Source organism: Bradyrhizobium sp. DN3 (assembly GCF_041357655.1).
Taxonomy (GTDB): Bacteria; Pseudomonadota; Alphaproteobacteria; order Rhizobiales; family Xanthobacteraceae; genus Bradyrhizobium.
On record NZ_JAULLN010000006.1, the window covers coordinates 284819 to 296960 of the forward strand.

Here is a 12142-nt window from a genome sequence, read left to right on the forward strand (position 1 = left end):
ACGATGGCCGAACGTGAGGTTGACCGCTCCGTCTCGCAGACCGTGAAGGCACAGCTCGCGCTGCGCGACCAGATCCTGTCGGGCTCATTGCGTCCGGGCGAGCGCATCTCCGAGCTCCAGGCGGTGGAGACGACAGGCGTCTCGCGCACGCCGGTGCGCATGGCGCTGGTGCGGCTGGAGGAGGAGGGCCTGTTGGAGGCGATCCCCTCCGGCGGCTTCATGGTGAAGGCGTTCTCGGAGCGCGATATCTCCGACTCCATCGAGCTGCGCGGCACGCTGGAAGGCCTCGCCGCGCGCTTTGCGGCCGAGCGCGGCGTCTCCGCGCGCGAGCTCGAGCCGCTGAAGGAGTGCCTCGCCGCGATCGATGAATTGCTGCGTCAGGTGCCGATCTCGGTCGACGCATTTTCGTCTTACGTCACGCTGAACGCGCGCTTCCACGCCCTGCTCACTGAATTGTCGCGCAGCCCGCCCTTGATCCGGCAGATCGACCGCGCCTCGGCGCTGCCGTTCGCCTCGCCGAGCGGGTTCGTGATGGCGCAATCGGCGCTGCCCGAGGCGCAGCAGATCCTGATCATCGGACAGGAGCATCACCGCGTGGTGATCGACGCGATCGAGAACCGCGAAGGCGCGCGCGCCGAAGCCGTCATGCGCGAGCATGCGCGGCTCGCGGTACGAAACCTGCGGCTCGCGTTGCGCAACCGGACCCATCTCGACCTCTTGCCGGCGCTCGCGCTGATCAAGACCGCAAACGATTGAGGCAATCACCATGCGCTTCATCGAAACCTGGCTTCCGGCGACGCTCGTCTCGACCCGCGATCTCGCACCTGGCATCCGCGAATTCCTGATCCGGCCCGATCAGTTCGACGGTGCGGCCTATCCGGTCGGCAGCCACATCAATGTCAGCGTCAGCATCGACGGCCTGCCGGAGACGCGGTCCTATTCGCTGGTCGGCGAAGCTTCGTCCCACGGCTTCAAGATCGCGGTGCGCCGCGCCGAGGATTCCCGCGGCGGCTCGCGCTATATGTGGCAATTAGCGCCAGGCGCGCGGCTCGACATCACGCAGCCCGCCTCGCTGCTTGCGGTGGACTGGGTGCGCGAAAATTATTGCCTGATCGCCGGCGGCATCGGCATCACGCCGATCCTCGGTGCCGCGCAGGCGCTGGCCCGCCGCGGCGCTGACGTCACGCTGCACTATGCCGTGCGTTCGCGCAGCGAAGCCGCCTATCTCGACGATCTCGCCGCGCTGCTCGGCGATCGCCTGGTCGTTCATGCCAGCGACGAAGGCAAGCGCCTCGATCTCGACGCCCTGTTCGCCTCGCTTCCCCAAGGCACGCTCGCGCTGTTCTGCGGCCCGATGCGCATGCTCGATGCCGCGCGCCATGCCTGGATCGGCGCCGGCCATCCGCTTTCAGATCTCCGCTACGAGACGTTCGGCTCCAGCGGCACGCTGCCGACCGAGACGTTCCGGGTGCGCTTGAAGGGCTCGAATGTCGAGCTCGAGATTCCACGCGAACGCTCGATGCTTGATGTGCTCAATGCCAGCGGCCACGACGTGATGTATGATTGCAAGCGCGGCGAGTGCGGCCTGTGCGCCATCGACGTGGTCGCGGTCGACGGCGAGATCGACCATCGCGACGTTTTCTTCAGCGACCATCAGAAGCAAAGCAACCAGAAGATCTGCGTCTGCGTTTCCCGCGCGAGAGGCACGATTACGGTCGACACGCTGCTGCGCGCGGATGCGATTTGAGGCGAGGCCCGGAGCGGGAGTCTGTTAGGAGGAATGGACGGCGCCGCGGCCTCCACCTCGCCCGCTTGCGGGAGAGGTCGCGCCGAAGGCGCGGGTGAGGGCTCTCCTCTTGGGGAGTCCCTCCGTGGAGAGACCCTCTCCCCAGCCCTCCCCCGCAAGCGGGAGGGAGCGCACCTCCTTCGTGGCCGCACCGATCCTAATCCGATCGAGGCCTACGCCGCGTAAATCGCGCGATGCTTCCTGCTGTCCAGCAGCGCCAGCACGGCATCGGCCGCTACCGGCCGGCTGATCAGATAGCCCTGCACCTCGTCGCAACTGATCTGGCGCAGATATTCGAGCTGGTCGGCGGTCTCGACGCCTTCGGCGACGACGCCGATGCGCAGGTCCCGCGCGAGCGAGATCACCGACTTCACGATGGCGGCGCAGTCCGGCTGCACCAACACGTCGCTGATGAAGGACTGGTCGATCTTGATGCGGCTGAACGGCAGCTTGCGCAAATAGGTGAGCGAGGAGAAGCCCGTCCCGAAATCGTCGAGCGCTACGGTGACGCCGAGCTCCAGCAGCGCATTCAGGACCGATGCGGCCGAGCCGTATTTCGACAGCAGCATCGATTCGGTGATCTCGATCTCGAGCCGGCTGGGTGAGACCTTCGCATCGGCAAGCGCCTGCACGATGGTCTGGAGGACGCCGGTGTTGTGAAATTGCGCCGCGGAGAAATTCACGGCGACCCTGATCTCGTCCGGCCATTGCGCCACCGTCGCGCAGGCGCGGCGGATGACCCATTCGCCGATCTCGTGGATCAGCCCGGTCTCCTCGGCGATCGGGATGAATTCGCTCGGCGGCACCAGCCCGCGCGCGGGATGCTGCCACCGCAGCAGCGCCTCGAATCCGGTGATGCGGTTGTCGCCGAGATCGAGGAACGGTTGGAACACCAGGAACAGCTCGTCCCTCGCGATCGCGCCGGCGAGGTCCGATTGCAGCGCCTTGCGGTCGCGCGACACCCTGTCGTCGCTGGTCTCGAAAAAGCAGATCGTGCCGGCTCCCGCCTTCTTGGCGCGATAGAGCGCGGCATCGGCATTCTTCATGACGTCAAGCGGCATGGTGCCGTCGCGCGGTGCCAGCACAATGCCAACGCTGGTCGCGCCGACGATCTGGCGGCCCTCGATCTGGAACGGCTCGGTGAAGGCCGCGACGAAGCGCTCGGCGATCTCGAGCGCATCTTCCGGCCGCGCCAAATTGTTCATGACCAGCGCGAATTCGTCACCGCCGATGCGCGCGACATGCTCGGCCGCGCGCGTGCAGCGTTGCAGGCGGCTTGCGACCTGGACCAGGAATTCGTCGCCGGCGGGATGACCGAACTGGTCGTTGACCTCCTTGAAGCGATCGAGGTCGAGCAGCAGCACCGCGAATTCCTCACCGGACAATGCCAGTCGTTTGAGCGCGGCATCGAGCGTTTCGTTGAAGGCGACGCGGTTGGGCAAATGGGTGAGGGGATCCTGCCGCACCGTGCGCTCCGCCTCGATCTGCCGTATCACGCGCCGCGCGAACGCGAACGAATTGACGAACACGCCGCGCAGCAGCACGCTTCCGTAGACCACGACCAGGAAGGCGATCAGCAGGAAGGCGAGATCGCCGTTCCTGCCGAGGCAGATGGCGATGCCGAGGAAGATGGGCGCGGTGAAGGCGATGGCCGCGATCGGGATCGTGGCAAAAGCCAGCGCGCCGCCGGCCAGCATGCCCGAGCACAGGCAGGTGATGACGAGCTGGCCGCCGGTCGAAGCATTGGCGAAGAAGGCGACCGGGACGATGCCCCAGGCCGCGCCAAGGAGGAAGGCGTTGCGCACCAGCCGGTGCATGGCGCGGCGCGAGACGAATTGCGGTTTGGTGATGCGGCGCGCGGCGTGGGATTGCACGCCGAACCCGATCGCGGCGCTGGCGACGGCGGCCGCCCAGATCAGGGCGGGCATCCTGTCCGGCGACTGCCACAGCGCGATGGCCAGCACGATGGCGTTGCAGGCGTTGGCAAGCATGATGCCGACCGAATAGCCCAGCACCAGCGACATCTGCTCGGCCCGGATATGGCCGGCCACGGCCTCGTCGGTTGCCGGACCGCCAAAGGCCGACAGATCGCCGGCGAACAGCCGTGCGAAATAGCTGGTCGTTTGAGTCCGCATTCCAGAGCCTAGCAGCATCGGCCGATTGTCCGGCTAGAAGCGGAAAATTCGCTGCAAACCTTTGACGAACTATGAATTATCCCTAGCTGCCGCAATCGGAGTGAGCACTTCTACGTGTTCAAACGAAGGTATCGATAACAAATCGATACAAATGCGTGATGGCAGGAAAAGTTCGCCCCTAACTCCGCTGTCATGCCCCGCGCAGGCGGGGCATCCAGTACGCCGCGGCCCCCCCGACTTATCACAGCCGCCGCGGCGTACCGGATCGCCTGGTCCCGGCCAAGGCTACGCCGAGGCCCACGCGGGCGCTCGGCACGCCGAAGCATCAGCGAAGGCGGCAAGCCGGGCGATGACAGCGGTGGCAGGGCGAGAGGGAGGCGCGGTCACCGCCCCAGCTGCTTCGGATCGTAATAAAACCGTTCCTCGATCAGCTGATCGCCCCGCCAGGTCTGCCACGCGATCTCGTCCAGTGTCCGCGTGACGCCCTCGGCATTGGTGAAGCTGAAGACCCAGCGGGTCGCGACGTGGTCGCCCTCGATCAGGCTCGGCCCGATACGCACGGCCTTGACGTCCTTGGACGCCGCCAGCACGCCGCGTTCCTTGGCGACGAGCTTGTCTCGGCCGACCGTCGGGGCAGCGTTGTTCTCGTAGGTCACGGCATCAGGCGTGCAGAACTGTTCGATGGCGCCGATGAAGTCTCCGGCTTCCAGCCGCTGCGCAAACGCTTCGACAATGTCACGGCTCGGCATGGAACATCTCGATTAAAACCGACTGATAGTCGGTAAATACCGACCGGTGGTCGAAAAGTCAACTGGCCGCCTATGCTCGATTCGATTAAAGCTAGAGTGAGGGTGCGAGCCGAGAACTCAGAACACCTCTCCAGTAGGGAGAGGTCGGATCGCATCGAAAGATGCGATCCGGGTGAGGGGTTAGGGTCTCCACTGTGTGCCCGCGGCCCCTCACCCGGATTGCACTGGACGATGCTTCGCATCGCCAGGCGCAATCCGACCTCCCCGTCGGGGAGAGGTGGACCTCGACGAGGCACAATGGCGAAGCAGGCGGAACGGCGCGCGGCGACGATGGAAGCGATCCTGACGGCGGCGCGCCGCCTGTTCGGGACGCAAGGTTTCGCCGCCACCACCATGGACGAGATCGCGGATGCCGCCCGCATTGCCAAGGGCGCGGTCTATCATCACTTCAAGACCAAGGAGGCGGTGTTCGAAGCCGTGTTCGACCAGGTCTCGCGCGACCTCGTCGTCGAGATCGACAGCGCCGCGCGCGCCGAGAAGGACGTTCTCGCAGCCATGGTTGCCGGTACCCAGCACTACTTTGCGGCGACGGCAAAGGGCCCCACCGGCCAGATCATCCTGCGTGACGGGCCCGCCGTGCTCGGCTGGGAACGCTGGCGCGAGATCGACGCCAAGCACTTTGGCGGCAAGCTGCCGCGCGCGATTGCGGCGGCGATGGAGGCCGGCTTGATCGCGCGCCAGCCCGTCGAGCCGCTGGCCCGGCTGCTGCTCGGCGCGGTCACGGAAGCCGCGGTCGCCTGCGCCGGGCGCGCCGACATCGCAAGGGCGGGCGGGGAATATGCCCGTGCGTTCAGGTCGCTGGTCGAGGCGCTGCGCCTGCGCGCATGATTGTGCTAATGCGAGGTCGGCTTTGTAGGCGATGCGAGTCAAGAACTCGGATTCACCTCTCCCGTAGGGAGAGGTCGGATTGCATCGAAGATGCAATCCGGGGTGAGGGGTTACAGTCTCACTCGCCGTTGCGGCCCCTCACCCGGATTGCTACGAACGATGCTTCGCATCGCCGAGCGCAATCCGACCTCTCCCCGTCGGGGAGAGGTCAAGCACGCATCGCTGATCGAATTTAGCCTGCTCTAAGTGACGAAACGGAAACGCCAACACCAACAAAAAGAACAATAGCGCATGAACGCAAATTCCTCGCTCGCGCCGTCCGATCCCGAATTCGACTACATCATCGTCGGTGCCGGCTCCGCCGGCTGCGTGCTCGCCAACAGGCTCTCTGCGAATGGCAAGCACAGCGTGCTGCTGCTCGAGGCCGGCCCGAAGGATTCCAACATCTGGATCCACGTCCCGCTCGGCTACGGCAAGCTGTTCAAGGAGAAGACGGTCAACTGGATGTACCAGACCGAGCCGGAGCCCGAGCTGAAGGGACGTCAGGTGTTCCAGCCGCGCGGCAAGACGCTGGGCGGCTCGAGCTCGATCAACGGCCTGCTCTATGTCCGCGGTCAGCACGAGGACTACGACCGCTGGCGCCAGCTCGGCAACACCGGCTGGGGCTATGACGACGTGTTGCCCTACTTCAAGAAGGCCGAGAACCAATCGCGCGGGGCCGATCAATATCACGGCAGCGGCGGGCCGCTGCCGGTCTCCAATATGATCATGACCGATCCGCTGTCGAAAGCCTTCATCGACGCCGCGGTCGAGACCGGTTTGCCCTACAACCCTGACTTCAACGGCGCCACGCAGGAAGGCGTCGGCCTATTCCAGACCACGACGCGCAACGGCCGGCGCGCCTCGACGGCGGTGGCCTATCTCGGCCCGGCGAAGACCCGCAGCAATCTCAAGATCGAGACCTCCGCACTCGCCCAGCGCGTCCTGTTCGAGGGGCGCCGCGCCGTCGGCGTCGAATACCGGCAAGGCGCGGCCTTGCGCCGCGCGCGGGCCCGCAAGGAAATCGTGCTGTCGAGCGGGGCCTACAACTCGCCGCAACTGCTTCAGCTCTCCGGCGTCGGTCCCGCCGATCTCTTGCGCAAGCACGGCATAGACATCGTGCTCGATGCTCCCGGTGTCGGCCATGACCTCCAGGACCACATGCAGGTCCGCATCGTGATGCGTTGCTCGCAGAAGATCACGCTCAACGACACCATCAATCATCCGCTCCGCCGCACGATGGCTGGGGCGCGCTATGCGCTGTTCCGGAAGGGCTGGCTGACGATCGCCGCGGGCACGGCGGGTGCGTTCTTCAAGACCAGCCCGCGGCTGGCGTCACCCGACATCCAGGTGCACTTCCTGCCGTTCTCGACCGACAAGATGGGGGAGAAGCTGCACGATTTCTCGGGCTTCACCGCCTCCGTGTGCCAGCTCCGGCCCGAAAGCCGCGGAACCTTGCGCATCAAAAGTGCCGACCCGACCGTGCCGCCGGAGATCCGCATCAACTACATGTCGACCGAAACCGACCGCACCACCAATGTCGAGGGCCTCAAGATCCTGCGCAAGATATTGAGCGCGCCGGCGCTGAAGCCGTTCGTGGTCAATGAGTACGATCCCGGCGCGAAGGTATCCACGGACGCCGAGTTGCTCGATTATTGCCGCGAGCGCGGCAGCACCATCTACCATCCGACCTCGACCTGTCGTATGGGCAATGACGCGCTCGCGGTGGTCGACCAGCGGCTGAAGGTGAGGGGGCTCGACGGCCTTCGCGTGGTCGACGGCTCGGTCATGCCGGACCTCGTGTCGGGGAACACCAACGCGCCGATCATCATGATCGCCGAAAAGGCCTCCGACATGATATTGGAGGATGCGCGTTAGAGCATGATCCGGAAAAGTGGGAACCGGTTTTCCGATAAGATCATGCTCAAACAAAATGACGCGTCTCGAAAGGATAAGGACTTGGCTACGCGATTCAAGATCGGCACCCGCAAGAGCGCGATGGCGCTGGCACAGACGGAAGAGATTGCACGCCGCCTGACCGCCGCTGTGCCCGATCTGGACATCGAGATCGTCAAGTTCGACACCACGGGCGATCTCGACCAGACCAGCAAGCTTCTGCCGCACGGCGGCAAGGGCGGCGCCTTCGTGGCGCAGATCCGCGCCGCCGTCCTGTCGGGCGAGCTCCAGGCGGCGATGCATTCGCTGAAGGACATGCCGGGCAACGAGGACACGCCCGGCCTTGTCATCGGCGCCACCTTGTCGCGCGATCCGCCCAGTGACGCGCTGGTGCTGCGCGACGGCGTGACGCTGGAGGCGCTGCGCCAGTCCCGCGGCAAGGGTTTCAAGATCGGGACCAACGCTGTCCGCCGGGCCGCCTATGCGCGGCGCCTGTTTCCGGAGGTGGAGGTGATCCACTTCCGCGGCGCCGCCGACACGCGCGTGCGCAAGCTCGACAATGGCGAGAAGCAGCGCCTGCCGGATGGCGGTGCGGTGGGGCCGGCCGATGCGCTGATCATGGCGCGGTCGGGCCTCGACCGCGTCGGTCTTTCCAACCGCATTGCCTATGAATTCACCGCGGCCGAGATGCTGCCCGCGGCGGGCCAGGGCATCGTCGCGGTCGAATGCGCCGCGCAGGACTGGCAGACGCGGCAGATCCTTTCATCGATCGACGATCCCGCCGCGCATGCCTGTGCCGATGCCGAGCGCGAAGTGCTGTGGGTGCTCAACGGCCACTGCAATTCGCCGGTGGCGGGGTTCTCGACCATTGCCGGCGATCAGATGTCGCTGGCCGCATCCGTGCTCGACCTCTCCGGCAATACCATCATCGAGGCCTCGCGCGCAGGCCCCGCCAACCGTCCGCGCGAGCTCGGTCGTGCTGTGGCGTTGGATCTGTTGGCCAAAGGGGCCGCCGAGATCATCGAACGCAGCCGGCCGCGCTGAGCCCGCCCGCGAAATCACAATCGGCGATGGTGCCATCCTGCGCCTGTTTTGCCCGACGTGTCAAACGCGCGGGGTGAGTCATGCCGGCCTAGACTTTTCAATGACTTGTCTACTGTGCATGGGGTTGTTTTCGCACTTTTTGTTTTGCCGCGCCCCCTTGGGCGAAATAAATCAGCCCCGCACGCGCCTCAGCATCTGCTCGACATGGGCGATCGGCGTTTCCGGCTGGATGCCGTGCCCGAGATTGAAGATCAGGCGTCCTTTCGCAAAATTCGCCAGCACGTCGTCGACGGCGCGGTCGAGCGCTGTGCCACCCGTGATCAACACCAGCGGGTCGAGATTACCCTGCACGGCGACCTTGCTCTGCACGCGCTCGCGGATGAAGGCCGGGTCCGCGGTCCAGTCGATGCTCACCGCGTTGACGCCGGTTGCCTCGACATAGGCAGGCAGCTGCGCGCCGGCACCGCGCGGGAAGCCGATGATCTTCGCATCCGGCACCTTCGCGCGGACGCCTTCGACGATGCGCCGCGTCGGCTCGATCGACCAGCGCGCGAACTCGGGGGGCGGCAGCACGCCGGCCCAGGTGTCGAAGATCTGCAAGGCGTCGGCGCCGGCGGCGAGCTGCGCCAGGAGATATTCGACCGAGTTGTCGACCAGCACGTCGATGATTTGCGCGAAGGCCTCCGGATGCCGGTAGGCCATCATCCGCGCCGGCGCCTGGTCGGGCGTGCCCTGGCCGGCGACCATGTAGGTCGCCACCGTCCACGGCGCGCCGCAGAAGCCGATCAGCGTCACCTCGGGAGCGAGCGCGCCGCGCACGATCCGCAGCGCCTCGAACACCGGCGCGAGCTTGGAGAAGTCGGCGCGCGCGGCCAGCGTCGCAACCTTCGCCGGATCATCCAGCGGTTCGAGCCGCGGGCCTTCGCCGACCTCGAAACGCACGGAGCGGCCGAGCGCATAGGGGATCACCAGAATGTCCGAGAAGATGATCGCAGCATTGAAGCCGAACCGCCGGATCGGTTGCAGCGTCACCTCGGCGGCAAGCTCCGGGGTGAAGCAGAGATCGAGGAAGCCGCCTGCCTTGGCGCGCACCTCGCGATATTCCGGCAGGTAGCGGCCGGCCTGCCGCATCATCCACATGGGCGGGATGGCCTGGCGCTGGCCGGAGAGCACGTCGATGAAGGGCTTTGTCGCAGACTGGGGCACGAGCTGTCCTGATGCAGATTGAGGTTCCTGATACACCGTGAGAGGCCCGAGCGGAACAGGGGAACCGGCGCAAATGCGCCGCGTTGACCAGCCAATCGAGGAGGATCTCATGGCTCAGACATTCAACCCTGCGCCGCACGACAAGCACGCCGACGACCTGCGCGAAGCGCTCGCCGCCGATCGCAACGCCAAGCTCGATGACGGTCTGAAGGATACGTTCCCGGCCTCCGATCCCGTGAGCGCCGCGCAACCGACACCCTCGAAGGCGGATGCGGATGCCGAGCATCCCTCGCTCTGGAACAAAGTTAAGGCCATCTTCAGCTAGCCGGCGGGAGCCGGATTCCGATAAGCACGCTAATGTTCTGTTAGCGATGGGCCGATGCTTGCGTCCGTACGACTACGGGATCGCCGCGCATTGCTGCGGTAATTTCAGAGTTCAATAACAGAAGCGGCAGAGTTTCCGGAAGATCGGAGAATTCTGCCGCATGAGTGTTGCGACCCAAAGAGCCGGATGGAGCCATCTGCCGCTGCGCGCGGCCGCGTTCGTCGTGCTCACCTGCGCGACCATCCTCGGGGTCAGCGCCTGGCGCGAATGGGCCGCGCGCGATGCGGTGCTCAAGGGTGCCGAGACCGAGATGGCGAACGTTGCCCGTTCGCTGACACAGCATGCAGAGGATAGCCTCGATCTCCTGGATTCCGGCGTCGTCGGCGTCGTCAGCCGGTTGGAGATGGATGGCGCCGGCCCTGCCACGATCGCGAAGCTGCGTACCCTGCTGGAGGCGCGCAAGAAGGCCATCGAGCGCATTCACAGCCTCGGCATCATCGACGATCAGGGCAATTGGCTGACCTTGCCCGGCACGATCGGCTCGACCTTCAGCGACGACGCGTTCTTCCGTCATCACCAGCTCTCTCCGAAACGCGAGCCCCATGTCGGCCGTCCCGTGAAGAGCCTCCTGGACGGCGAATGGGTCGTCACCCTGTCGCGCCGCTTCAACAAGGCGGATGGCAGCTTCGGCGGCGTGGTGCTCGCGACCATCAGCTCGAAATATCTTTCGCATTTCTACGAGCAGTTCGAGATCGGCCGCAACAGCTCGGTGGCGCTGACGCATGGCGACGGCCTGATCGTCGCGCGCAACCCGAACAACGAAAAGTTCGTCGGACACAGTGTTGCCGACAAGCCGCTGTTCCGCGACGCCAGCCTGCAGCGGCCGGGCGGCGCCTATCATTTCAAGTCGCCGCTGGACGGCGCCCAGCGCGTCAGCTTCTTCAAGCGCAGCAGCCGCTACCCGCTGGTCCTGCTCGCCACCGTCGACAAGGACGAGTTGCTGGCGCCCTGGCGCGCAGCCGCAATCTCCCGCATGCTCTACGTGGTCGCCCTAGTGATGCTGATCGCGATCATCGGTGCCGTGCTGGTGCGGCACTTGCAGCGGGGCCAGCGCATGGCCGCGGCCCTGATCGAGAAGGAGGCGCACTTTCGGCTGCTCGCGGAAGGCTCCAGCGACATGGTGACCCGCATCGGCCTCGACGAGCGGCTGCGCTATGTCTCGCCCGCGTCGGTGCGCCTCGTCGGCTGGCGCGCCAATCAACTGATCGGCACGCCTGCGCTCGCTGGCATCAATCCGGAGGATCTGCCGCAGGTCCAGGCGATCGTCGACGCCATGAAGCGTGGCGAGACGGAGGAGGCGCGCCTCGTCTATCGCAACGCGCACCGGGAGAACGGCGAAGTCTGGCTCGAATCGACCATGCGGGTGACGCGCAAGGACAATGGCCGCGTCGACGGCGTGGTGGCGATCTCGCGCGACATCACCGAGCACAAGAAGCTGGAGACCAGGCTCGAGACGCTCGCGATCGAGGACAGCCTCACGGGTCTTGCCAACCGCCGTCGCTTCGACGAACGGCTGATGGAGGAATGGGCGCGTGCCTACCGCGACCGCTCCAGCCTCGCCTTGCTGATGATCGACGTCGACCACTTCAAGGCCTACAACGACGAATACGGCCATCCCGCGGGCGACGCCTGCCTCCGCCTGGTGGCGCAGATCATCGCGGCCGAGATGCAGCGTCCCGGCGACCTGGCGGCGCGCTATGGCGGCGAGGAATTCGCCATGCTGCTGCCGAACACCGATGCCGAAGGCTGCACCCGGGTCGGCGACCGGATCAGGCGGGCGATCCGCGAGGCGGGCCTCGTCCACACCACCAACCATGCGACCGGTTGCGTCACCGCTTCGCTCGGAGGCGCGGCGTGCCGGCCGGTGCTGGAGCGCACCGCGGGCGTGGCCTCGCTCGTCGAGGCGGCCGATCAGGCGCTCTACGCCGCGAAGGAAGCCGGGCGCAACCGGTTGATGATGTCGGGCGACGTGGCCAGCCTGATGCTCAAGGCGTCCGGCCAGTAGCTCACCTTT

10 protein-coding genes are annotated in these 12142 nt (G+C 65.8%); 7 read left to right on the forward strand and 3 right to left on the reverse strand.

The window, feature by feature from the left end; translation table 11 throughout:
• Positions 1–3 precede the first annotated feature (3 nt).
• Both AAE027_RS12025 and AAE027_RS12030 read left to right on the forward strand, forming a co-directional pair.
• Positions 4–756: a GntR family transcriptional regulator gene (locus tag AAE027_RS12025; protein WP_091894076.1), complete on the forward strand. Its 753-nt coding sequence runs from the start codon at positions 4–6 to the stop codon at positions 754–756.
• Positions 757–766: 10 nt separating this feature from the next.
• On the forward strand, positions 767–1747 hold the full coding sequence (locus AAE027_RS12030) for a PDR/VanB family oxidoreductase (protein WP_370988222.1): 981 nt from the start codon (positions 767–769) through the stop codon (positions 1745–1747).
• A gap of 212 nt (positions 1748–1959) precedes the next feature.
• Here AAE027_RS12030 and AAE027_RS12035 read toward each other — a convergent pair whose 3' ends face one another.
• A complete protein-coding gene (locus AAE027_RS12035) occupies positions 1960–3921 on the reverse strand; it encodes a putative bifunctional diguanylate cyclase/phosphodiesterase (protein WP_370988223.1) in 1962 nt (653 codons plus the stop codon).
• Positions 3922–4304: 383 nt separating this feature from the next.
• Positions 4305–4670, reverse strand: a complete 366-nt coding sequence (locus AAE027_RS12040; protein WP_128935679.1) for a nuclear transport factor 2 family protein — start codon at positions 4668–4670, stop codon at positions 4305–4307.
• 297 nt (positions 4671–4967) lie between these two features.
• On the opposite strand from AAE027_RS12040, the gene AAE027_RS12045 reads away from it, so the two are divergent.
• From AAE027_RS12045 to hemC, 3 genes are all read left to right on the forward strand, one after another.
• The gene (locus AAE027_RS12045; RefSeq protein ID WP_370988224.1) at positions 4968–5558 is read left to right on the forward strand and encodes a TetR/AcrR family transcriptional regulator; all 591 of its coding nucleotides are present in this window, start codon (positions 4968–4970) and stop codon (positions 5556–5558) included.
• Positions 5559–5849: 291 nt separating this feature from the next.
• Entirely contained in the window at positions 5850–7475 is a 1626-nt protein-coding gene (locus tag AAE027_RS12050) for a GMC family oxidoreductase (protein WP_370988225.1), read from the forward strand.
• Between the two features lie 81 nt (positions 7476–7556).
• Positions 7557–8537, forward strand: a complete 981-nt coding sequence (gene hemC / locus AAE027_RS12055; protein ID WP_370988227.1) for a hydroxymethylbilane synthase — start codon at positions 7557–7559, stop codon at positions 8535–8537.
• Positions 8538–8708: 171 nt separating this feature from the next.
• Here hemC and hemE read toward each other — a convergent pair whose 3' ends face one another.
• Positions 8709–9743 carry a uroporphyrinogen decarboxylase gene (hemE, locus tag AAE027_RS12060; protein WP_370988228.1) on the reverse strand — a complete coding sequence of 345 codons (1035 nt, stop codon included), beginning with the start codon at positions 9741–9743 and terminating at the stop codon, positions 8709–8711.
• A gap of 109 nt (positions 9744–9852) precedes the next feature.
• Between hemE and AAE027_RS12065 the strand changes: the two genes are divergently transcribed.
• Positions 9853–10068: a hypothetical protein gene (locus AAE027_RS12065; RefSeq protein WP_091898984.1), complete on the forward strand. Its 216-nt coding sequence runs from the start codon at positions 9853–9855 to the stop codon at positions 10066–10068.
• A 160-nt stretch (positions 10069–10228) separates the two neighbouring features.
• Positions 10229–12133 carry a sensor domain-containing diguanylate cyclase gene (locus tag AAE027_RS12070; protein WP_370988230.1) on the forward strand — a complete coding sequence of 635 codons (1905 nt, stop codon included), beginning with the start codon at positions 10229–10231 and terminating at the stop codon, positions 12131–12133.
• The last annotated feature ends 9 nt before the right edge of the window (positions 12134–12142 follow it).

Excerpts from the sequence above, each read along its gene's own strand:
- AAE027_RS12025 (WP_091894076.1), top strand. The coding sequence starts at position 4 with ATGGCCGAACGTGAGGTTGACCGCTCCGTCTCGCAGACCGTGAAGGCA.
- AAE027_RS12065 (WP_091898984.1), top strand. The coding sequence starts at position 9,853 with ATGGCTCAGACATTCAACCCTGCGCCGCACGACAAGCACGCCGACGAC.
- AAE027_RS12040 (WP_128935679.1), bottom strand. The coding sequence starts at position 4,670 with ATGCCGAGCCGTGACATTGTCGAAGCGTTTGCGCAGCGGCTGGAAGCC.
- AAE027_RS12035 (WP_370988223.1), bottom strand. The coding sequence starts at position 3,921 with ATGCGGACTCAAACGACCAGCTATTTCGCACGGCTGTTCGCCGGCGAT.
- AAE027_RS12070 (WP_370988230.1), top strand. The coding sequence starts at position 10,229 with ATGAGTGTTGCGACCCAAAGAGCCGGATGGAGCCATCTGCCGCTGCGC.
- AAE027_RS12045 (WP_370988224.1), top strand. The coding sequence starts at position 4,968 with ATGGCGAAGCAGGCGGAACGGCGCGCGGCGACGATGGAAGCGATCCTG.
- AAE027_RS12030 (WP_370988222.1), top strand. The coding sequence starts at position 767 with ATGCGCTTCATCGAAACCTGGCTTCCGGCGACGCTCGTCTCGACCCGC.
- AAE027_RS12050 (WP_370988225.1), top strand. The coding sequence starts at position 5,850 with ATGAACGCAAATTCCTCGCTCGCGCCGTCCGATCCCGAATTCGACTAC.